Source organism: Flavobacterium sp. (assembly GCF_043773265.1).
Classification (GTDB): Bacteria; Bacteroidota; Bacteroidia; order Flavobacteriales; family Flavobacteriaceae; genus Flavobacterium.
Genome location: NZ_JAYVFH010000182.1, coordinates 22453 through 44648, shown reverse-complemented (window position 1 = coordinate 44648; position 22196 = coordinate 22453). Strand labels below are relative to the sequence as shown.

Here is a 22196-nt window from a genome sequence, read left to right as displayed (position 1 = left end):
GCTCAAAAACCAAAAACCGTAAACCTTAACGACTTAAAATAATGGGAGTTATTCACAAAATCGGTAGAAGAAAATGTGCCGTAGCACGTGTTTATGTTCAAGAAGGAACAGGACAAATCACAGTTAACAAAAAACCATTTGCAACTTACTTCCCAACTGCAACTTTACAGTACAAAGTATTACAACCAATGTCTATGACAGAAAATGTAACTAACTATGACGTAAAAGTTAATGTTTATGGTGGTGGTTCAACAGGTCAAGCAGAAGCAGTAAGAATGGCTTTGGCAAGAGTAATGTGTGAAGTTGGCGAAGGAAACAGAGCTATCTTAAAACCAGAAGGATTACTAACAAGAGATCCAAGAATGGTAGAACGTAAAAAATTCGGTCAGAAAAAAGCACGTAAGAGATTCCAATTCTCGAAACGTTAATACTGAACTCGTTTCAGTATCTCTTGAACTTCAATCTGAACTTGTTTCAGATTCTTTTCAGGAAACTGCGAATTTTTACAAACAGATGCTGAAAGTCTGAAAATTAATTCAGACCAAGTTAACTCAGCATAAAAAATTGAATTTTAAACAAAGTTGTCGATATTCCTTGTAAAAAAGGAATTAGTTTAGCATCGAAATGCAGTCCAAAGTCTTAAAGAAAATTTCTTAAAGCGAAAAAGGTGACGCATTGCTAATCACGGAACGTAAACTATTACACAATGGCAAACAAAATTGACGTTAAAGAATTATTAGACGCAGGTGTTCACTTCGGACACATGACTCGCAAATGGGATCCAAATATGGCGCCTTACATTTATATGGAACGTAATGGTATTCACATCATTAATCTATATAAAACTGCTGCAAAAATTGAAGAAGCTAACGAAGCTATGAAAAAAATTGCAGCATCTGGTAGAAAAATACTTTTCGTAGCTACCAAAAAACAAGCTAAAGATATTGTTGCAGAAAAAGCAGCTGCATGTAACATGCCGTACATCACTGAAAGATGGCCAGGCGGAATGTTAACAAACTTCGTTACTATTAGAAAAGCGGTTAAAAAAATGGCTTCAATTGATAGAATGAAAAAAGATGGTACATTCATGACACTTTCTAAAAAAGAAAGACTTCAAGTTGATCGTCTTCGTGCAAAATTAGAAAAAAACTTAGGTTCTATTTCTGATATGTCTAGATTGCCTGCTGCATTATTTGTAGTTGATATCAAAGCTGAACACATCGCAATAAAAGAAGCACAAAAATTAAACATTCCAGTTTTCGCAATGGTTGATACTAACTCTGATCCACGTGAAGTAGATTATGTTATACCAGCTAATGATGATGCTTCTAAATCAATTGATAAAATTTTAACTTTAGTAACAGACGCTGTAAAAGACGGATTGGCAAACAGAACTTCTGAAAAAGAAGGTGATGATGCTCAAGAAGCTGGAACAGAAGAAGAAGTAACTGAAGTAGTTGCTACTGAAGAAACTCCAGCTGTTGAAGCTGTTGTAACTGAAGAAGCACAAGCTACAGAAGAAACTAAAACTGAAGAATAAAACAGTTAAAATTCTAAATTTTAAATTCCAAGTTCCAATAATTATCAATTAATTGATGATTTATTAAAGTTGGAATTTGGAATTTTAGATTTAGAATTTATTTTTTTACAAAAGAATATTAAAACTTAAAATAAAAACAAAATGGCAACAATTACTGCTGCAGACGTAAATAAATTAAGAACAATAACAGGTGCAGGAATGATGGACTGCAAAAAAGCATTAGTAGAATCTGATGGAGATTTTGATTTAGCAATTGAAAACCTTAGAAAAAAAGGACAAAAAGTTGCTGCTAATCGCTCTGACAGAGAATCTACAGAAGGTGCTGCAATTGCAGTTGTTAATGCTGACAAAACAGAAGGTGTAGTTATTACATTAAATTGTGAAACGGACTTTGTTGGAATGAATGAAAATTTTGTTAAAATGGCTACAGAAATGGCAGGTTTAGCATTAAACTTTGCAACTAAAGAAGAATTTTTAGCTTCTGATTTTCACGGAATTACTGTTGCTGATAAACTTATTGAGCAAACAGGAGTTATTGGTGAAAAACTAGAAATAAGAACTTTTGAAAAATTATCTGGCGCTTTTGTTGGATCTTACATTCACTCTGGAAACAAAATTGCTACTTTAGTTGCACTTTCGGCTAATATTTCTGGAGCTGACGAAGCTTCAAGAAACGTTGCTATGCAAGCTGCAGCAATGAATCCAATAGCATTGAACGAAGAAGGTGTTGATGCTGAAGTTATTGCTAAAGAAATAGAAATCGCTAAAGATTTGTTACGTCAAGAAGGAAAACCAGAAGCCATGATTGAAAACATTGCTAAAGGTAAACTTGGTCGTTTCTTTAAAGATAACACATTAGTTAATCAAGATTATATTAAAGATAGTTCAATGAGCGTTGCTGCTTACATTAAATCTGTAGATTCAGGTTTGACTGTAACTGGTTTCAAAAGAGCAGCTTTAGGATAATATTCTAAACTAAATTTAGTTTAGTTTTTAGAAATTTTTTACATAATAAAAAAACTCATTTCTTAATTGAAATGAGTTTTTTTATGACTTAAAGTTTTTTTAACAATACTATAATTCTAATGATTTTTTAACATTGTTATCCATCAATAACTCTTCTGGTTTTTCTAATGCTTCTTTTACTGCTACTAGAAATCCTACCGATTCTCTTCCGTCAATAATTCTATGATCATAAGAAAGTGCTACAAACATAACTGGAGCAATAACTATTTGACCGTTTTTCACTATTGGTCTTTCTACAACATTGTGCATACCAAGAATTCCAGATTGTGGTGGATTTATTATTGGTGTTGATAACATACTTCCAAAAACACCACCGTTAGAAATTGTAAATGTTCCACCAGTCATTTCGTCAACAGTAATTTGACCATCACGAGCACGAATTGCAAGACGTTTAATTTCGGCTTCAACACCTCTAAAAGAAAGTGTTTCAGCGCTTCTCATTACAGGAACCATAAGTCCTTTTGGACCAGAAACAGCTACAGAAATATCACAAAAATTATAAGAAATTTTTTCTTGTCCATCTATCATTGAATTTACATCAGGATACATTTGTAAAGCACGAGTAACTGCTTTTGTAAAAAAAGACATGAAACCTAAACCTAATCCATGCTTTGTTTTAAATTCTTCTTTATATTGTTCACGTAAAGCGTAAATTGCAGTCATATCAACTTCATTAAAAGTAGTTAACATAGCTGTTTCATTTTTAGCCATAACCAGTCTTTCAGCAACCTTACGACGTAACATTGATAATTTTGTGCGTTCAGAACCTCGGTTTCCTCCAGTTGGAGTTCCCATTGATGGAACAGCATTTACTGCATCATCTTTCGTTATTCTTCCATCTTTACCAGATCCAACAACATCTGAAGGTTGTATGTTTTTTTCGTCTAATATTTTTTTAGCTGCCGGTGAAGGTGTCTGTGCCGCATAAGTTTTCTCTGAAACTGGTGCAGTTTTTACTTCTTCTTTTTTTTGAGCTTCAGCTTTAGGAACATCATTCTTTTGACTTTCTACAGCATTTGGTTTTGTTGCACTTGTATCTATTAAACATACTACTGCTCCAACAGCCACTGCATCACCTTCTTCAGCTTTAAGTGTAATAATTCCACTTGCTTCTGCTGGTAATTCTAGCGTTGCTTTGTCTGAATCAACCTCAGCAATAGCTTGGTCTTTTTCTACATAATCACCATCTTTTACTAACCAAGATGCAATTTCTACTTCTTTTATTGATTCGCCGGGTGAAGGCACTTTCATTTCTAAAATCATCTTTGTAACTATATAAGTGTTATTATTTTTTTATTCTAATAAATTTTCTATCGAAATATCTTCGTCTATTTCTTCCCAATGTATGCCTTCTCCTTTACCAATTAATCTCCATTTATTTAATTGTTCATCAGTTGCCTTTTTTAAACTTGGAAACCATTCTAGTGGAATTGACAACTCTCTACCATCTTCTAAAAATACAATCATTTTAGAATTTTCGAAGGCAATATTAATTGCGTTTTTTGATTTATTAATTGTTAAAAAACTCATCCCATTTTTGTTTTAAAAGTTCTTGATTTTCTTCTACTAAATTACTAATTTGTTTTAAACTTGAGGCGTTAAATCCGTAAGATTTAATTAACTCTATATTCTCTATATTAAACTTAGCCGTTTTCTCAGCTTTTTCTATATGAATATGTTTAGGTAAATGTTCATTGCTATAAAAGAAAAATCTAAAGCCATTTATGTAAAATATTGTAGGCATTTACCTAAATAAATCTTTGTCAAAAACCATTCTAATTGCATCTGCATGACGTCTTCTATCTCTTGTGTGACTTCCTGCTGCTGGTGCTGCATATGCTTTTAATGATGCTAATCTCCATTTTACTAGATCAAAATTCATTAGCATAAAACTATAAGCTCCCATATTTCTTGGTTCTTCTTGTGCCCAAACATAATCGTCAGCGTTTGGGTATTTAGCTATAATTTCTTTTAATTGTTGTACTGGTAAAGGAAATAATTGTTCAATACGAACCAAAGCTACATCATTTCTTTTTAAATTTTCTCTCTCGGCTAGTAAATCATAATAGAATTTTCCTGTGCAGAAAACTAATGATTTTATTTTTTTCTTATCAACCGAAATATCATCTATTGTTTCTTGAAAACTTCCGTTTATTAATTCATCTTGTGTTGAAACGCAAAGCGGATGACGCAATAAACTTTTTGGAGAAAAAACTACCAATGGTTTACGGAAATTGGTTTTCATTTGACGGCGAAGTAAATGATAGAAATTTGCAGGCGTTGTGCAATCGGCTACATACATATTGTGTCGAGCACAAAGTTGTAAATAACGTTCCATTCTTGCAGATGAATGTTCTGCGCCTTGACCTTCATATCCGTGAGGTAATAAAAGGACGATTCCGTTTTGGTTGTTCCATTTATCTTCGCCACAAGAAATGTATTGGTCTAGCATGATTTGACAACCGTTAGAAAAATCTCCAAATTGTGCTTCCCAAATAGTTAACGCATTTGGATTTGCCAAAGCATAACCATAATCAAAACCAAGAACTCCATATTCTGAAAGCAAGGAATTGAAAATATTAAACTTCCCTTTCTTATCTGAAATTGTATTTAATAAAACAACTTCTTCTTCGCTATCTTCAACTTTTACAACTGCATGTCGGTGAGAAAAAGTTCCTCTTTCTACATCTTGTCCAGATATTCTAACATCATATCCTTCTGTCAACAAAGTTGCATATGCTAGTGTTTCTGCTGTTCCCCAATCGATAACATTGTTGTCAAACATTGTTTTTCTATCAGAAATAATTTTTGTTATTTTACTAATAAATTTTTTATCAGATGGCAAAGTAGCTATTTCGTTTGCAAGTTGAGAAAGCTTCTTTTTATCAAATTTTGTATTAACTTTTTCAAGCATTTTATCATCGCTAACTTGCTCAAAACCTTTCCATTCATCTTGCATAAATGGTGTGATAATAGTTTTGTCTTTTTTACGCGATGCTTGAAGATTTTCGTCTAATTTGTCTTTGTAATCGTTTTCGATTTTGGTTAAATATGCTTGGTCAACAATACCATCAATAATTAATTTTTCTGAATAAATATCTCTTGGGTTTTTATGTCGTGCAATAATTTTATATAAAACAGGTTGTGTAAATCTTGGTTCATCGCCTTCATTATGACCATATTTTCTGTATCCTAATAAATCTATAAATACATCGCGACCAAATTCCATTCTAAAATCTAAGGCAAAAAGCATTGCGTGAACAACAGCTTCAACATCGTCTGCGTTTACATGCAAAACTGGTGATAATGTTACTTTTGCAACATCGGTACAATAAGTTGAAGATCTTGCATCTTGATAATTTGTTGTAAAACCTACTTGGTTATTGATTACTATATGAATTGTTCCTCCGGTTTTGTATCCATCAAGTTGTGCCATTTGAACTATTTCATAAACAATTCCTTGTCCGGCAACAGCTGCATCACCATGAACAGCAATTGGCAACACTTTAGAAAAATCGTCTGGGAAATATTTGTCTTGTTTTGCACGAGTAATTCCCTCTATAACTGCTCCAACGGTTTCAAGATGCGAAGGATTTGGCGCTAAGTTAATATTAATAGTTTTTCCAGATTTAGTTTTTCTTTCAGATGTCAATCCTAAATGATATTTTACATCACCATCAAAATATTCTTTGTCATAATCTTTACCATCAAATTCAGAGAAAATATCTTGGGTTTCTTTTCCGAAAATATTAGCAAGAATATTCAATCGTCCTCTGTGAGCCATTCCCATTACAAAATGTTGCACTCCTTTTTCGGCTGCAGCTTCTATAAGTGCGTCAAGTGCAGGAATTATAGATTCGCCACCTTCGAGTGAAAAACGTTTTTGGCCAACATATTTTGTATGTAAAAAGCTTTCAAAAGAAACGGCTTCGTTTAGTTTTCCAAGAATATGCTTTTTTTGATCTATATCGAATTTAGGAAGGTTATCGTTAACATTTATTTTTTCTTGAACCCATTGAATTACTTCGGGTTTTCTCATATACATGTATTCAATACCAATATGTTGGCAATATACATTTTTAAGATGTGCAATAATTTCTTGCAACGTTGAAGGTTTATGACCAATTATTTTAGCAGCATCAAAAACGGTATTCAAATCAGAATCTGAAAGTTCAAAATTTGCTAAATCTAAATTTGGTGTATAAATTCTTCTATCTCTAACCGGATTGGTTTCTGTAAAAAGATGACCACGAGTTCTGTAGGCGTCAATTAATTTAAGAACATTAAATTCTTTTTGCAATTTTTCAGATGCTTGAGCATTTTTTGGGTTTTCAGAAGAGATGCTAGCAATTTGACTACCTAAATTCTCCTCATTGAAAGTTTCCATGCCAAAGTCGAAACCTTGAAAAAAAGCACGCCAACTTGGCTCAACACTATCTGGATTTTGAGTATATTGTTCGTATAAATCGGCAAAAAATTGTGTGTGAGCTGCGTTTAAAAAGGAAAACCTATCCATAGTTATAAGTTAAAAAACCTGATTTGTTTAAATAGTTTCGCAAAAGTACGATAATTCAATAAAAATATAATTATTTTTTGATACTTTTATCTTTTACAATTTAACACTTTAATTTTATGAAAAACAATCAACTTCAATTGATTTATAAATTTGCAGTTTTGATTTTCTTTTTTGGATTTTCTCTTACAACTTTTGCACAAGAAGTACCAAGTTCTGAAACCCAAAAAAAATCAGATTTTTGGGATAATGTTCAGTTTGGTGGTGGTTTGGGATTGGGTTTTGGAAGTGGTTATTCTAATATAACTGTTGCTCCAAGTGCTATTTACAATGTAAATAAATATTTTTCTGCTGGTTTGGGAGTTCAATACAGTTATTTAAAACAAAAGAATTTTTATTCATCTAGTATGTATGGTGCAAGTGTTATAGGATTAATAAATCCAATTGATGAAATTCAATTATCTGTAGAATTAGAGCAACTTAGAGTGAATCTAGATTTTGATGGTACTTCTAATAATTCTCAAGATTTTTGGAATACTGGTTTATTTTTTGGCGCAGGTTACAGAGCAGAAAATGTGACTATTGGAGCACGATATAATCTTCTTTTTGACAAGGACAAAGGTGTTTATGGTGATGCTTTGATGCCTTTTGTTAGGTTTTATTTTTAATTTGTAGTTAATTTGCTTTTTTAATTTAAAATTTTCCCAAAATGAAAAAAACATTTCTACCTATTTTGATTTTAGTATATTTCTTTTCTTTATCTACAAAATCATTTTGTCAATCTAAAAATGATACTATAAAAACGGTTGTTGTAGATACGATAAAACCAAAAGAAAAAAAATTAAAATTTGGTTGCGGTTTTGGTCTTAACTTTGTTGGTGGAACAAGTATAAGTTTATCTCCAAATTTAACTTATAAAGTTTCTGATAAAATATCTTTTGGTAGTGGTTTGCAAGCCAGTTACAATGCCATAAAAAATTTACAAAACACAACAACGTTTGGTGCAAATGTTTTGGGTTATTATAATCCAAGTAAAACTATACAAACGGTTCTTGAATTTGCTCAATTGAGAGTAAAAACAGAAACTGAAATTAATGCTGTAAAAACGTCTAAAAGTTTTTGGGATTCGGCATTGTTTGTTGGTGCAGGATATAATGTTACAAAGAAAATATCAGTTGGCGCAAAATACAATTTATTGTATAAAAAAGACGAAAGTGTTTATTCTAGTGCTATTATTCCTTATGTAAATATTAGTTTTTAATATCTATTTCTAAACTAAACTTACATCAAGTAGCGTTAATTTTCTTTAAAGGTTTTCATTAATCTATCCCAAATAGAAAAATACAGACCGTAATTAAATCGACCTCCAATTTCGTGATGTAAATCATGGTTTGTTGTTGTGTTTTTCCATTTCCCAATTTGATGAAAAATTCCTTTTTTAGAAAAAATTTCATATCCTAAATGTATTAAAACATTATAAATAGTCATGAAGGTTAAGAATAATAAAAGTGCTATAGGATGTGTTGGAATTATAAAAATAATCAAAGGAATTATTCCTAAAGAAATTACAGCTTCAACAGGATGAAAGGCAAAAGCAGTCCAAGGTGTTGGATTGTGAGATTGATGGTGAATTTTATGAAATTTATAGAGCCATTTGTAGCTGTGCATTAATTTGTGTGTCCAATAAAAATAAGTGTCATGAATTGCAATCATAATAAATATACTACATATTAGATATAATATTCCGTAATCATTTATATCAAAATATATTTTTGTCATTCCTATTTGATACCAATATAATACAATTCCACTTGTTCCACTATATATTAGCAAAGTAAGAAACGAATAAAAAATTTCGTTTTTTAATTGATTTGTTGATGGTAGTTTCTCTTGGATTTTTAAATGAAAAAGTTTGTTTTTCTTCCAAATATAAAAAACAAAATAAGCTATCCCAGCTATTATAAAATATCTAAAGATTAATATAATGGCTGCTGCCAACCAGCTATTTTCTTTGAAGAAAAACATAATTAGGTGTTTTTTTTAATTTCTATTTGAATTAAATTGATGACATCCTAAATTTTGCAATTTTAATATCGATTTATCGAAATCTGCATCCAATACATTTCCTGTTTTTGATTGACAAAATGGACATGGGTTTATATCTCCATCGGTATCAATATATAAACTTCTATTGCCAGCTGCGTAACAACCTTGCTGTCTTTGATAATAACCATGATAACTAATGAGTGGATAATCTTTGTATTTTGGATTGTAATTCATCTCTAAATAAAAATTTTCTAAAAGATTAATTTGGTCACTGGATAAAGAAACATCTTTTCCAGAATAATGACCTACAGCTTTTGGCTCTAATATTTGAATGAAAGAAACTCCCAATTTTTTTGCCAGATTGGCATAAGTAATGAGATTGTCAAAAGTGGTGAAATCTTTTGTGGTACATAGAGATAAAGCAACGACTAATTGATTGTCTATGGCATTTTTTACACCATTTTCAACCCAAAGATAGGCATCTTTAAAACCTCGAAACTGATTGTGTTTTTCTGCATTAAAATGATCTAAACTTATCATAACTCCATTTAATCCAGCCATTTTTAGTTTTTTTGCATTATCAAATGTTAATTTAAAACCCGAAGTTAGAACCCAAAAATCGGTTTCTTTTTTTGCGCTATTTAAAATATCAATCAATAAATCAACTTTTAAAAGTGGTTCTCCTCCAGAAAAATGAATTTGGCTAACACCTTTTTCCTGAATTTTTGCAACAATATTTTTTAGTTGCGTTGGCGAAAGCGTCTCTTTTTTATTTAGGTTTTCCCATTCGTAACAATGTTCGCATTGCAGGGAACACTTTTTTGTTATGGCTACATAAGCGTTAATAAAACGGTTTACTTTTTGTTTTACAGGAACGACATGGTTCATTTCGGCGGCAATAAATTTTTTGAACGAAATTCCATTCCAACCCGGAGTATAAAGTCCCCAATAATATCTATTATCAACATAAGCCAATTTTTTTAAATAATGTTGACCCAAATTTTTTCTTCTTAATTTTATTAACGTTAAAGGCACATAAATCCAATTCCACGGATTATTATAGCTTTTAATGGCAATGCCAATAATTGTTATGCGAAAAGACAACACTGCTAAATTTTTTCTGAAACCAGAAATTAAGGATTGTTTATTAATTATTGTTTTTTTGGATATATTTTTATCTACATTTTCATTTATAATTAAAGGAATTGTAGAAATATCATTAGATAATGTTTGGCTATTCATGGCTAAAAACTATTTCGTTCAAACTCTTATTTTCAATAATTTTTTTATATTCTTGTTCTGAATATTTAGAAAGAGCGCCTTCTAATTTAAATTTTTTCAGTTTTGAGAAATTTGGAATTCCTTTATAATTTCTAATGTATTCATAGTAACCTCTGTTTTTTAAGAAAACAGATTGTTTTTCGCCATTTTTTGGAGGATTAATATGGTATTTCAATACAACTTCGTCGCCAATATTAGGTTGTGTTAAAAAATTATTATCTTCCTTGTCTAACAAATGGGTTACATTATTGCCTAAATTATCTATTGCAGAATATGGATTTATTTGTTGTTTTTCTAAATCAATATCTTTTGTAAAATCTATCGCGGCATAATCAACTTCCCAAAATTTAAAACCACATTCCAGTTTTATTTCAATGTTTTCAGTTTCAATATTTTCAGAATTAAATGGTATTACCAAATCTCTAAAAGCCAAAGGACCAACAGGATTTATTTTTTCTATTAAAACCCATTCATTATTGTTTTTTATATAAACCGATAACGGAATGCCTTGTTCGTTTCTCCATTTTATGCTTTTTTCAGCCGGAGATTTGCTTTGTTCTTTTTGAAATTTATTAAAATACGACCCAAATTGCTCGTTGAATTTACCGTATAAAAGATCAAACCACAACGAATTTTTTGCAGTCAACACCAATTTAGCTTGTTTTGATTTTTGATTTTTAAATTTTAAAATAATAGTATTCCAATTGTTGTTTTGAGATTTTTGACGATCAAATTCATATATAATATTATCTTTTTTTAAACTTGGTTTTATATCTGATGAAAAATCATCAATAACAACATCTGTCGGGAAATTTAATTCAGAAATAGAATGTTGATTGCCATTTTGATCTAATAAAACCGAACAATTTAATGGATGGTTTACTATTTCTAACTGAGCCAAATCGGTATGTTGAATTTCTAATAACTCGTTTGTAATTTTGAGCTCATAGTCATTATCAATTGAATTAAAATCTTGTAACGGCAAATAATCAGTTCGAATAAGGTTTGGCAAAATTGCACCTGGATATAATTCGCCAACAAAATTATAGGTTTCACCATTTTTAATATAAACAAAAGGGCAAGAACTTTTTGTTGCTGCAATAATAATTAGTATAAATGCCGCAACACCAACAGTATATCCTAAAACACTAAAAATTACTCTGCCTGTATCTGTTTGGTAAACATTAGTTTTTACTATACTAGAAAACGGTATGCTAACCTGAGAACCCATTGTTTTTTGTAAAGCATCATTTATATAAAAATGAATTTCAAATGTTTTATCAGATTTTGATGCTTTATAACGCATTGATGTTTTGTTGGCGCTTAACTGATATAATGAATGACTATAATTAACAGAATCTAAAGTTGCCGTAATTTCTTTAGTGTCTTGATTTAATACAACATTATTTAAATGCCATAATTCGTTACCAGAGTGTAAAATAATGTAGCGTTCTTTCTTTTTAATGGAGTTATAATCTTTATAAAAATCGCCGTTTTTTGTCGCCATTGGACGAGATTTATAATAAGAACAAGAAAATAGTAGGTTTAAAAATGCAAATAGAGTTAATAGCGATAAAATTTTGCTGTTTTTTCTAAAAAATAAAAGAAAAAATGGTTTGTCTATTATTTGTTTGATTTCCATAATTTAAGATATTAAATAATAAAATAAACTTAAAATGAATATCAAATTTACAAAATAAATTTAAATTTAATATGTAAATATTTGTTAAATAGAGTATTAATAGTTTTTTCTAAACCAAACTTTCATCCATTCGCGCTTAAGAATTAAAAAGGCAACTTGCTCGGCGAGTTCAGAAATATCTGAACCATCAAGTTTTTTTATTTGATCTTCTGAAACATCAATAATATAAAGAAGATTTAAATATTCGGCAAATTTATATTGAATTAATTTATATACTTTTTCGTGTAATTGAACTTTTAATTCATCTGGTTTTATACTGAGATGAAAATCTATTGGCTCATTGGCTAAATTAAAATCTTTATTAATTTGTTCAATTAATTTTAGATATAAACTTTCTTTTTCTGCTTCAGAAAGTAAATTTTCAATTGTATTTGGTGCTATATACATATTTTTTAATTTCAATGTCAATTTTTGAGATTGATTTTTGAGATTGAAATTGTCATTTTAAACATTTCTACTCATTAATTTTTCGCCAAAAACCTTCAACATTGACTTTTTATCATCATTGATTTTCATTTTTTCTAAGGTTTCAAAAGCTTTAAAAGTATATACTTGAATTGCTTTTTGTGTCTCTAGTGAAGCGCCAGTTGTATTAAAAATTTCTTTTACAGAATTTATTTTATCTGTGCTTTCATTTGGCTGAACAGAAAATAAATGTAATAATTGGTCTTTTTCGTTGGGTTTTGCAAATTCAATTGCTTTTAAATATAAATAGGTTTTTTTATTTTCAATAATATCGCCGCCAACTTGTTTACCAAAAGTTTCTGGATTACCAAAAGCATCTAAATAATCATCTTGTAACTGAAAAGCAATTCCTAGATTTAATCCAAAATCATAAATTAAATTGGCATTTTCTTCTGATGTTTCGGCAACAATTGCTCCCATTTTCATGGCTGCACCAACCAAAACTGCAGTTTTATATTGAATCATTTTTAAATATTCAGTAATGGTTACATCATCTCTAGTTTCAAAATCTACATCATATTGCTGTCCTTCGCAAACTTCTAATGCAGTTTTACTAAATAATTTTGCCAAATCTCGAAACACTTTTGGTTCATATTCTTCAAAATGTTGATAAGCCAAAATAAGCATAGCATCACCAGATAAAATTGCAGTATTGACATCCCATTTTTCGTGAACAGTTTCGTTTCCTCTTCGTAGTGGTGCATCATCCATTATATCATCATGAACTAACGAAAAATTATGAAAAACCTCAATAGCTGTTGCTGCCGGAATTGCTTTTTTCGCATCAACATCAAAGACTTCGGTTGTCATTAATGTTAATATTGGTCTCATTCTTTTTCCTCCAAGCGATAAAATATATTGAATTGGGTTGTAAAGATTTTTTGGCTCTTTTACTAATTCTAAATCATCAAAATAATTGGATATTAATTCTTGGTAATGAGAGATTGCTTGCATTAATTCTGAGTTTAAAGTTTAAAGTTTCAGGTTGTACAAAGTAAGTCAAAAAACCTGAAACTTTAAACCCGAAACTTTTTCTTATGTTAAATTTATGTAAATACTATGGAAACTTTTTTGGTGTCTAAAGTTTCTATTCTATATTTGCACTCAAAATTATTGAATATCGTATGTTACTATTTTCAAAAAAAATTACAATTAATGAAATTTAAAATCATATCTAAATCCACTGAAATGTTCTTGAAATTAGGTTTCAAAAGCGTTACTATGAATGATATTGCCACCGAAATGGGAATTTCAAAAAAAACTATATATAAATATTTCGACAATAAAGAATTGCTTATAACCGAAGGAACAATGATGGTTCACGAAAAAATTCATCAAACAATTAACTCTATTGTTGCCGAAAATCACAATGCAATAGAAGAAAACTTTATAATAAGAAAAATGTTTAAAGAAATGTTTAACTCATTAGACACTTCGCCATTATATCAATTAAAAAAGCATTATCCCGAAATTCACAATCAGTTTATGGGTCGTGAAATAGATGATTGCAACAAGCTTTTTATACAAAATATTCAAAAAGGAATTCATCAAGGTTTATATAGAGAGCATGTTAATATTGAAACTTGTGTAAAATTTTATTATACTTTAATTTTCAGTATCAACGAAACTACAAGTTCTGAAAAAGAAGTTCATCATTTAGAATATCACGCACTAGAATATCACACAAGAGCAATTGCTACACCAAAAGGAATTATAGAATTAGAAAAACAACTTGAACAACCAAATATATAATCAATGAAAAAAATATCTTTAATTACATTTATGCTATTTGCTGTTTTTGCAAAAGCTCAAGAAAAGCCAAAACAATCTTATTCTTTTTCTTTACAACAAGCAATTGATCATGCAATTCAAAATAATTATCAAGCTATAAATGCTGGTAGAGATATTGAAATTGCTAAACAAAAAAAATGGGAAACTACGGCAATGGGTTTGCCTCAAATAAATGGACTTATAAGCTATCAAAATAATTTTAAGCAACAAACATCTTTAATTCCTGCCGAAATTTTTGGAGGAACTCCTGGTGAATTTGCAGAAGTGACTTTTGGCACAAAACACAATGTAAACAGTAGTTTAACTTTGTCTCAATTGTTGTTCGATGGTTCATATATTGTTGCATTACAAGCATCTAAAACTTATTTGGAATTTTATAAAAACTATAAAAAGAAAACCGATACCGATGTTAGAGAAATGATTATCAACTCATATGGCAGTGTACTTTTGGCAAATGAAAACGCATTGATTTTAGAAAAAAATAAAACAATTCTAGAAAAAACAGTTTTTGAAACCAACGAAATTTACAAAAATGGTTTTATAGAAGAAGAAAATGTAGAACAACTAAAAATTACTTTAACAAGTGTAAAAAGCAATTTAAATTATATCAATAGATTAAAAGAAATTAGTTTAAAAATGCTAAAAATTAATTTAGGCGTCAACCTCGAAGATGATTTAATAATTACTGACAAGCTAGATAATCTTGCTATAAACAATATGGATTTAGCTTTATCTGCAACCGATTTTAATGTGAAAAATAATATTAATTATGCTATTTCAAACAATTTTGTTGACCAAAGAACTCTAGAGTTAAAACTTCAAAAGAGCAAAGCTTTACCAACACTTAGTGCAGCTGTAAATTTTGGTTATAATTCTTTTAGCGACACTTTTACATTCTTAAATTCAGACCAACGATGGTTTAATTATTCTAATCTGGGAGTGAATTTAAATATTCCAATATTTAGCAGTTTTGCAAGAAGTGCAAAAACTCAACAAGCCAAAATTGAATTAGATAAAGCCAAAACCTTACTTACACAAGCCGAAGAGCAATTGAAATTGCAATATCAAAACGCCAAAAGCGATTATGAATTTAGCATTGAACAATACAACAGTTCTAAAGAAAGTTTAAAACTTGCAGAACGAATAGAATATAAACAACAAATCAAGTTTAGAGAAGGACTTTCAAGCAGTTTTGATTTTACAGAAGCGCAACGACAATTGTATACTTCTCAACAAAATTTCTTGCAAACGATGGTTGATGTAATCAATAAAAAAGCAACTTTAGAAAAAATAATTTCAAAATAAAAACAAACACAATCTATATAAATATGAAAAAAATAATAACACTTTTAACCGTTTCAATTTTACTTTTTTCTTGTGAAAAAAAAGAAAACAATCAATCGATAGATTCTTTAATTTCAGCAAGAAATGTAAAAGAATTACAAACCAAAAAAGCTACATTACAAGCTGATATTGCCAAAATTGACAATGCCTTAGCTACGTTAGATGTTAAAAAAACTAGTGAAGCATTAGTTTCTACAATGGTTGTAAAAGATACAGTTTTCAATCATTATTTAGAAATTCAAGGAAATGTAGATACCAAACAAAACATTTTGGTGCAACCAGAAATTCCTGGAACTTTAGTTTCCTTAAATGTAAAATCAGGTCAACGCGTTTCTAAAGGACAAGTTCTTGGTCGTGTTGATGATGGCGGAATGAGTCAACAATTGGCTAGCATAGAAAATCAATATGCTTTGGCAAAAACAACTTTTGAAAGACAAAAAAATCTTTGGAATCAAAAAATTGGTTCAGAAATTCAATATTTACAAGCACAAACACAAATGATTTCTGCTCAAAAATCGGTTTCTCAAATGAGAGCTCAATTATCTAAAACATTAATTCGCGCACCATTTACAGGTACAATCGACGAAGTTTTTGTAGAAAGAGGACAAGTAGTTTCTGCAAGTCCACAAGGATTAATGAGAATTTTAAATTTATCTAATATGTATGTTTCTACAAATGTTCCAGAAACTTATATTGGCAAATTAAAGGTTGGAACCGAAGTAGATGTTTTCTTAACATCATTAGGAAAAACATATAAAGGTAGAGTTCGCCAAGTTGGTAATTATATAAATCCAGATAACCGAAGTTTTGGTATTGAAGTTAGTGTTCCAAACCCAGATAATTTATTGCGCCCAAACCAAGTTGCAAAGCTAAAAGTTATTGATTATTCTAATCCAAAAGCAATTATAGTTCCAACAAATGTTGTACAAGAAGATGGTGAAGGTAATAAATTTGTATTTACAGCAACCAATGTAAACGGAAAAACTGGTATTGCTAAAAAAGTATTAGTTACAGTTGGAAAATCATCTGATAATGTTACCGAAATTGAAAGCGGATTATCTACTGATGATATTATTGTAACTGAAGGTGTAAATACAATTTCTGAAGGTATGAAGTTAAATTTCTAAAAAATAATTGTTTCTAGTTTAAGTTGTTTTTAGAACGCTGAAACTTGAAACTTGAAACTTGAAACAAATCATTATGTCACACAAAAATAAAGAATTCGGAATATCAAATTGGGCAGTAGAAAATCGTGTTACGGTTTATATTGTTACATTACTTATAGTTGTAACTGGCTTAATTGCTTATGTAACAATGCCAAGAGAAGATTTTCCAGAAATTATAGAAAATAAAGTTTATATCTCATCTGTTTTTCCTGGAAACTCAGCCGAAGATGTAGAAAAATTGATTATTAAACCATTAGAAAAGGATATAAAAAACATAAGTGGTGTAGATAAAATTACTTCTAATTCATTTCAGGATTACGGAATGATAATAGTAGAGTTTTCTGATGATGTTTCAATTGAAGAAGCTAAACAAAAAGTAAAAGATAAAGTTGATAATGTAAAGGCAGACACCGATTGGCCAAATTTAGATAACGGCAGTAAAGTTGAGCCAAGTGTTTTTGAATTAAACATATCAGAAGAAGTTCCTATTTTAAATATTAATCTTCAAGGAAATTACACAACGCAACAACTTAAAAAATATGGCGAATTACTTCAAGACGATATTGAAGAAATTGCCGAAGTAAAAAAAGTAGATATTCTTGGCGTAGACGATAAAGAAGTTGAAATTGCTGTAGATATTTTTAAAATGACTGCTGCGCAAGTATCGTTTGACGAAATTCAGAATGCAGTAAAATATGAAAACATGACGCTTTCTGGCGGAAATTTAATATCACAAGGTTCAAGAAATAACATTAGAATTGTTGGCGAAATTAAAGATCCAAAAGAATTAGAAAACGTAATCGTAAAATCTTATGGCGGAACAGTTTATCTTAAAGACATTGCAGTTGTAAGTTTTAAAGAAAAAGAAAAAACAACTTATGCACGCGAAAAAGGAACTGAAGTTGTAATGCTAAATGTTAAAAAACGTTCTAACCAAAACATGATTTCGGCAATTGATCAAGTTAAAGAAAAAATTGAAGAAGCTAAACAATCTTATTTGCCTTCAAACTTAAAACTTGCATTAACAAACGATCAATCATCAAGAGTTGAACATCAAGTAGATGAGCTTTCAAACCATATTATTTTTGGAATTATTCTAGTAATGATTGTACTTATGTTTACCATGGGATTACGAAATTCATTATTTGTTGGAGCAGCAATTCCGTTATCAATGTTAATGGCTTTTAGTATACTTTCTGCCTTTGGATTAACATTAAACACGATGGTGCTTTTTGGTTTAGTAATGGGATTAGGAATGTTGGTCGATGATGGAATTGTAGTTGTAGACAACGTTTTTGCTAACATGAAAAAAGGCATGAACAGAATGGATGCTTCTAAAATTGGTATTGGCGAAATAGCTTGGCCAGTAATTTCATCAACCGCAACAACACTTATGGCGTTTTTACCATTTGCATTGTGGCCAGGAACAATGGGAAAATTTATGAAATATTTTCCTATTACATTAACTGTTACACTTTCGGCTTCACTATTTGTTGCAATGGTTGTAAATGCTGCCATGACTGGTGGTTCAATGGATATTGAAGATAAAAATGTAACAAAAAAATCGGCAAAAACTTATTCTATAATTTTTACTGTAATAGCAGTAATATTTGTAGTTCTAGGAAATATTTATGATTCTAAATTTGCAAAAGCAATTGGACATTTAGCAATAATTTCATTAGGATTAATGTGGCTATATAAAATCAAATTATACCAATGGACACAAGATTTTCAGCATAGCTTTTTTCCTAGAATGGAAGATAAATACAAACGTTTCTTGTCTAAAATTCTTATCGGAAAAAGAGCTTGGATGGCTTTAGGAACAATCATTGGATTATTGATTTTCTCGTTTGTTTTATTAAGTATTTTTCCAAGAAAAGTATTGTTTTTTCCTGAAAACATTCCAAATCAAGCCATTGTATATATCGAATATCCACAAGGAACAGATATTGCAAAAACCAATAAAGCAACAACCTTTGTAGAGAAACAAGTAATTGGAGTTTTAAGTAAATATATTGATGAAAAAACCAACGAAAACTTTCTTGCAGAATCTATTGTTTCTCAGGTAGGTGTTGGTGCAGGAAATCCAAATGTTGATGCAGGTTCGGCATCTGAAACACCTTTTAAAGGAAAAGTAACTGTAAATTTCTCTGAATTTAAATATAGAAACGGCATTAATACATCTGATATTCTAGAAGAAATAAGAGCAAAAGTAAAAGGTATTGCTGGTGCAACAGTTACAGTCGAAAAAGATGCAAATGGTCCGCCAGCTGGTTATCCAATTAGTATTCAGTTATCAGGAACTGATTATGACTTAATGTTAAAAGAAGCAGATAAAATGATTGCATTTGTCAATTCTAAAAATATTCCCGGAATTGAACGATTAAGCATTGATGTTAACAAAGAAAGTCCAGAACTTGAAGTAAAAGTGGATAGAGTAAATGCAGGAAGTTTGGGTGTTTCTACTGGTCAGTTGGGTTTTAATTTACGTCGTTCTGTTTATGGACAAGAAATTTCAACTTTTAAAGAAGGTGATGACGATTATAATATTGTAATGAGAATGCAAGATGATCAACGCAAAAACGAAAATGTGTTGTTTAATCAATCGTTAACTTTTAGAAACCAGAACAATGGTCAAATGATGCAGGTACCAATTTCGGCGGTTTCAACTACTGAAAAAACAACGACATACAATCAAATTAAACGAAAAAACCATAAACGAGTAATGACTATATACTCTAATGTGTTGACGAATTTTAATGGAGACGAAATAACTAAAAAAATTCAGACAGAATTAAACGGTTATGAATTACCTAAATCTGTAAATTATTCTTTTTCTGGAGTTCAAGAAGAACAAGGAAAAAACCAAAGTTTCTTGATGTATGCTTTGTTTTTAGCATTAGCTGGAATTACACTTATTATTGTATTGCAGTTTAATTCGGTTTCTAAAACTATGGTAATATTATTTACCGTTATACTAAGTTTTAGTGGTGTTTTCTATGGCTATGTAATTGCAAATATGGATTTTGTTATTTTGATGACCATGATGGGAATTATTTCGCTAGCTGGAATCGTTGTTAAAAACGGAATTGTATTAATGGATTTCTTTGTGCTATTAATGGATAAAAAAGTAGCCGATAATAATTTACAAAGTCATGATGATTTATCGCTAGAGCAAATAAAAGAGGTTATTATCGATTCTGGAAAATCAAGGTTACGACCAGTATTATTAACAGCATTAACCGCTGTTTTAGGATTAATTCCTTTAGCAATTGGGTTAAACTTTGACTTTTTCTCATTAGTTACCGATTTAAATCCACATGTTTTTATTGGTGGAGATAATGTAATGTTTTGGGGACCATTGGCTTGGACAATTATTTTTGGGTTAACCTATGCAACAGTTTTAACTCTAGTAATGGTTCCAGTAATGTTTTACTTAGTAAAAAGAGTAAAATATTGGTTGCGTGATAATAAAAACAAAGGATTATAATTAATATTGAAGATTTTTAAACATGGGACGTCTCAAGAAATTGAGGCGTTTTTTTTATATTTTTGAAAAAAGTAATTTCAAACTTTCAACATCAATTTTACAAATCTTTTGTAACTCATCTACTGTTCCATGTTCAATAAATTTATCTGGAATTCCTAGTGTTTTAATGTTTGATTTATAATTATTTTCGGATGCAAATTCTATTATTGAACTACCAAAACCACCTTTTTTTGTTCCGTCTTCAAGCGTAATTATAGTTTCAAATGATTTAAAAATTTGGTGCAACAAATTTTCATCCAAAGGTTTTATAAATCCAAAATCATAATGAGCAATTTCACTTGAATTAGAAATTTCATTCAACGCCAAACTCGCATTATTACCAATAAATCCGGTAGATAAAATTGCAGTTTTTGTTCCAGATTTTAATAAATGTGCTTTTCCAATTTCTATTTTTTGAAATTTGGAATTTAAAACTTTAAAATTTGGAATTTTTCCTCTTCCTCTTGGATAACGAATTGCAATTGGATTATTCAATCCTATCGAAGCTGTATAAAGTATATTTTGTAAATCAATTTCATCTTTCGGAGCATAAATAATCATATTTGGAATACATCTTAAATAAGCAATATCAAAAATTCCATGATGCGTTGCACCATCTTCTCCTACCAATCCTGCTCTATCCAAACAAAAAATTACAGGTAAATTTTGCAAAGCCACATCATGAATTATTTGATCATAAGCACGTTGCAAAAAAGTAGAATAAATATTGCAAAAAACCACCATACCTTGAGTTGCCATTCCTGCCGAAAGTGTAACAGCATGTTGTTCTGCAATTCCCACATCAAATGCTCTTTCTGGAAAAACATCCATCATAAATTTCATTGAACTTCCACTTGGCATTGCTGGAGTAATTCCTATTATTTTAGGATTTTTTTTAGCTAATTCTACCAATGTTATTCCAAAAACATCTTGAAATTTTGGAGCTAAGTCATCTTCTTGTTTTATATGAATTTCACCAGTAGTTTTGTCAAATTTTCCTGGTGCATGATATTTCACTTGGTCTTCTTCGGCAAGTTGTAATCCTTTTCCTTTGGTAGTAATTATATGAAGAAATTTTGGCCCTTTTACTTTTTTTAAACGTTCTAATTCTTGAATGACAGCAAAAATATCATGACCATCAATTGGTCCAGAATAATCAAAATTTAAAGACTTAATCATATTATTCTGCTTCGGATTTTTTCCTTCTTTAACAGATGTCAAATAGTTTTTCAAAGCACCAACACTTGGATCAATTCCAATGGCATTGTCGTTTAAAATGACCAATAAATTAGCATTGGTAACTCCTGCATGATTTAATCCTTCAAATGCCATTCCGCTTGCAATTGAAGCGTCGCCAATAACAGCAATATGATGTTTATTTTCTCCATTTAACTGAGATGAGATTGCCATTCCCAAAGCCGCAGAAATTGAAGTTGACGAATGACCAACACCAAAAGTATCATAAATACTTTCGCTACGTTTTGGAAATCCAGAAATTCCTCCAAGTTGACGATTCGTATGAAAAGTATCTTTTCTTTCTGTTAAAATTTTATGCCCATACGCTTGATGACCAACATCCCAAACCAATAAATCGTTTGGTGTGTCAAATACATAATGAAGTGCAATTGTTAGTTCAACAACACCAAGTGATGCACCAAGATGACCTTCTTTTACAGAAACAATTTCAATAATAAAATCACGCAATTCTTTTGCCAATTGAGGCAATTGTTTTGCTTCTAATTTTCTTAAATCGGTTGGATTATTGATATGTTGAAGTAATTTTTCTGTCATGT

At 30.2% G+C, this 22196-nt stretch carries 19 protein-coding genes; 9 read left to right on the top strand and 10 right to left on the bottom strand.

The features are described 5' to 3' along the window. Positions 1-41: 41 nt before the first annotated feature. The 3 genes from rpsI (at position 42) to tsf (ending at position 2506) form a co-directional block, all read left to right on the top strand. Positions 42-428, top strand: a complete 387-nt coding sequence (gene rpsI / locus ACH2BO_RS09885) for a 30S ribosomal protein S9 (RefSeq protein ID WP_395044578.1) — start codon at positions 42-44, stop codon at positions 426-428. 278 nt (positions 429-706) lie between these two features. After that, the gene (rpsB, locus tag ACH2BO_RS09880) at positions 707-1540 is read left to right on the top strand and encodes a 30S ribosomal protein S2 (RefSeq protein WP_395044577.1); all 834 of its coding nucleotides are present in this window, start codon (positions 707-709) and stop codon (positions 1538-1540) included. 141 nt (positions 1541-1681) lie between these two features. Next, a complete protein-coding gene (gene tsf, locus ACH2BO_RS09875; protein ID WP_395044576.1) occupies positions 1682-2506 on the top strand; it encodes a translation elongation factor Ts in 825 nt (274 codons plus the stop codon). A 108-nt stretch (positions 2507-2614) separates the two neighbouring features. Here the strand turns inward: tsf and odhB are convergent, their stop codons facing one another. The 4 genes from odhB to ACH2BO_RS09855 are packed head-to-tail and all read right to left on the bottom strand — an operon-like array spanning position 2615 to position 7082. Further along, positions 2615-3829, bottom strand: coding sequence for a 2-oxoglutarate dehydrogenase complex dihydrolipoyllysine-residue succinyltransferase (gene odhB, locus ACH2BO_RS09870; protein WP_395044575.1), 1215 nt, complete (start codon positions 3827-3829; stop codon positions 2615-2617). Between the two features lie 30 nt (positions 3830-3859). Further along, complete coding sequence (locus ACH2BO_RS09865; RefSeq protein WP_395044574.1) at positions 3860-4096, bottom strand: DUF2442 domain-containing protein; 237 nt, start codon at positions 4094-4096, stop codon at positions 3860-3862. After that, positions 4077-4310 carry a DUF4160 domain-containing protein gene (locus ACH2BO_RS09860; RefSeq protein WP_395044573.1) on the bottom strand — a complete coding sequence of 78 codons (234 nt, stop codon included), beginning with the start codon at positions 4308-4310 and terminating at the stop codon, positions 4077-4079. Before ACH2BO_RS09860 ends, ACH2BO_RS09865 begins: the two co-directional genes overlap by 20 nt. Then, positions 4311-7082, bottom strand: coding sequence for a 2-oxoglutarate dehydrogenase E1 component (locus ACH2BO_RS09855; RefSeq protein ID WP_395044572.1), 2772 nt, complete (start codon positions 7080-7082; stop codon positions 4311-4313). Between the two features lie 116 nt (positions 7083-7198). On the opposite strand from ACH2BO_RS09855, the gene ACH2BO_RS09850 reads away from it, so the two are divergent. Both ACH2BO_RS09850 and ACH2BO_RS09845 read left to right on the top strand, forming a co-directional pair. After that, the gene (locus ACH2BO_RS09850) at positions 7199-7747 is read left to right on the top strand and encodes a hypothetical protein (protein ID WP_395044571.1); all 549 of its coding nucleotides are present in this window, start codon (positions 7199-7201) and stop codon (positions 7745-7747) included. 41 nt (positions 7748-7788) lie between these two features. Continuing rightward, positions 7789-8340, top strand: a complete 552-nt coding sequence (locus tag ACH2BO_RS09845; RefSeq protein ID WP_395044570.1) for an outer membrane beta-barrel protein — start codon at positions 7789-7791, stop codon at positions 8338-8340. A 35-nt stretch (positions 8341-8375) separates the two neighbouring features. Here ACH2BO_RS09845 and ACH2BO_RS09840 read toward each other — a convergent pair whose 3' ends face one another. From ACH2BO_RS09840 to ACH2BO_RS09820, 5 genes are all read right to left on the bottom strand, one after another. Continuing rightward, entirely contained in the window at positions 8376-9104 is a 729-nt protein-coding gene (locus tag ACH2BO_RS09840) for a sterol desaturase family protein (protein WP_395044569.1), read from the bottom strand. Positions 9105-9119: 15 nt separating this feature from the next. Then, positions 9120-10367: a radical SAM/SPASM domain-containing protein gene (locus tag ACH2BO_RS09835; protein ID WP_395044568.1), complete on the bottom strand. Its 1248-nt coding sequence runs from the start codon at positions 10365-10367 to the stop codon at positions 9120-9122. Next, the gene (locus ACH2BO_RS09830) at positions 10360-11913 is read right to left on the bottom strand and encodes a hypothetical protein (RefSeq protein WP_395044567.1); all 1554 of its coding nucleotides are present in this window, start codon (positions 11911-11913) and stop codon (positions 10360-10362) included. The genes ACH2BO_RS09835 and ACH2BO_RS09830 overlap by 8 nt, the downstream gene beginning before the upstream one ends. Positions 11914-12144: 231 nt before the next feature. Beyond that, the gene (locus ACH2BO_RS09825) at positions 12145-12495 is read right to left on the bottom strand and encodes a hypothetical protein (RefSeq protein WP_395044566.1); all 351 of its coding nucleotides are present in this window, start codon (positions 12493-12495) and stop codon (positions 12145-12147) included. 57 nt (positions 12496-12552) lie between these two features. Next, positions 12553-13527, bottom strand: coding sequence for a polyprenyl synthetase family protein (locus tag ACH2BO_RS09820; RefSeq protein ID WP_395044565.1), 975 nt, complete (start codon positions 13525-13527; stop codon positions 12553-12555). A gap of 201 nt (positions 13528-13728) precedes the next feature. Between ACH2BO_RS09820 and ACH2BO_RS09815 the strand changes: the two genes are divergently transcribed. The 4 genes from ACH2BO_RS09815 to ACH2BO_RS09800 all read left to right on the top strand — a co-directional run bounded on the left by ACH2BO_RS09815 (position 13729) and on the right by ACH2BO_RS09800 (position 20364). Beyond that, positions 13729-14325 (top strand): TetR/AcrR family transcriptional regulator, encoded by a 597-nt coding sequence (locus ACH2BO_RS09815; protein ID WP_395044564.1) that lies wholly within the window; start codon positions 13729-13731, stop codon positions 14323-14325. Between the two features lie 3 nt (positions 14326-14328). Further along, complete coding sequence (locus ACH2BO_RS09810; RefSeq protein ID WP_395044563.1) at positions 14329-15669, top strand: TolC family protein; 1341 nt, start codon at positions 14329-14331, stop codon at positions 15667-15669. Between the two features lie 23 nt (positions 15670-15692). Next, positions 15693-16835: an efflux RND transporter periplasmic adaptor subunit gene (locus ACH2BO_RS09805; protein WP_395044562.1), complete on the top strand. Its 1143-nt coding sequence runs from the start codon at positions 15693-15695 to the stop codon at positions 16833-16835. Between the two features lie 73 nt (positions 16836-16908). Next, on the top strand, positions 16909-20364 hold the full coding sequence (locus ACH2BO_RS09800; RefSeq protein ID WP_395044561.1) for an efflux RND transporter permease subunit: 3456 nt from the start codon (positions 16909-16911) through the stop codon (positions 20362-20364). Positions 20365-20418: 54 nt separating this feature from the next. On the opposite strand, the gene ACH2BO_RS09795 is transcribed toward ACH2BO_RS09800, so the two are convergent. Next, positions 20419-22194, bottom strand: coding sequence for a 1-deoxy-D-xylulose-5-phosphate synthase (locus ACH2BO_RS09795; protein WP_395044560.1), 1776 nt, complete (start codon positions 22192-22194; stop codon positions 20419-20421). Positions 22195-22196: the final 2 nt, after the last annotated feature.

Bases quoted from the DNA above. Each gene is read 5' to 3' on its own strand.
- tsf (WP_395044576.1), top strand. From the start codon at position 1,682: ATGGCAACAATTACTGCTGCAGACGTAAATAAATTAAGAACAATAACA.
- ACH2BO_RS09865 (WP_395044574.1), bottom strand. From the start codon at position 4,096: ATGAGTTTTTTAACAATTAATAAATCAAAAAACGCAATTAATATTGCC.
- ACH2BO_RS09835 (WP_395044568.1), bottom strand. From the start codon at position 10,367: ATGAATAGCCAAACATTATCTAATGATATTTCTACAATTCCTTTAATT.
- ACH2BO_RS09850 (WP_395044571.1), top strand. From the start codon at position 7,199: ATGAAAAACAATCAACTTCAATTGATTTATAAATTTGCAGTTTTGATT.
- ACH2BO_RS09805 (WP_395044562.1), top strand. From the start codon at position 15,693: ATGAAAAAAATAATAACACTTTTAACCGTTTCAATTTTACTTTTTTCT.
- ACH2BO_RS09810 (WP_395044563.1), top strand. From the start codon at position 14,329: ATGAAAAAAATATCTTTAATTACATTTATGCTATTTGCTGTTTTTGCA.
- ACH2BO_RS09800 (WP_395044561.1), top strand. From the start codon at position 16,909: ATGTCACACAAAAATAAAGAATTCGGAATATCAAATTGGGCAGTAGAA.
- odhB (WP_395044575.1), bottom strand. From the start codon at position 3,829: ATGATTTTAGAAATGAAAGTGCCTTCACCCGGCGAATCAATAAAAGAA.
- ACH2BO_RS09795 (WP_395044560.1), bottom strand. From the start codon at position 22,194: ATGACAGAAAAATTACTTCAACATATCAATAATCCAACCGATTTAAGA.
- ACH2BO_RS09845 (WP_395044570.1), top strand. From the start codon at position 7,789: ATGAAAAAAACATTTCTACCTATTTTGATTTTAGTATATTTCTTTTCT.
- ACH2BO_RS09830 (WP_395044567.1), bottom strand. From the start codon at position 11,913: ATGGCGACAAAAAACGGCGATTTTTATAAAGATTATAACTCCATTAAA.
- rpsI (WP_395044578.1), top strand. From the start codon at position 42: ATGGGAGTTATTCACAAAATCGGTAGAAGAAAATGTGCCGTAGCACGT.
- ACH2BO_RS09840 (WP_395044569.1), bottom strand. From the start codon at position 9,104: ATGTTTTTCTTCAAAGAAAATAGCTGGTTGGCAGCAGCCATTATATTA.
- rpsB (WP_395044577.1), top strand. From the start codon at position 707: ATGGCAAACAAAATTGACGTTAAAGAATTATTAGACGCAGGTGTTCAC.
- ACH2BO_RS09825 (WP_395044566.1), bottom strand. From the start codon at position 12,495: ATGTATATAGCACCAAATACAATTGAAAATTTACTTTCTGAAGCAGAA.
- ACH2BO_RS09820 (WP_395044565.1), bottom strand. From the start codon at position 13,527: ATGCAAGCAATCTCTCATTACCAAGAATTAATATCCAATTATTTTGAT.
- ACH2BO_RS09860 (WP_395044573.1), bottom strand. From the start codon at position 4,310: ATGCCTACAATATTTTACATAAATGGCTTTAGATTTTTCTTTTATAGC.
- ACH2BO_RS09855 (WP_395044572.1), bottom strand. From the start codon at position 7,082: ATGGATAGGTTTTCCTTTTTAAACGCAGCTCACACACAATTTTTTGCC.
- ACH2BO_RS09815 (WP_395044564.1), top strand. From the start codon at position 13,729: ATGAAATTTAAAATCATATCTAAATCCACTGAAATGTTCTTGAAATTA.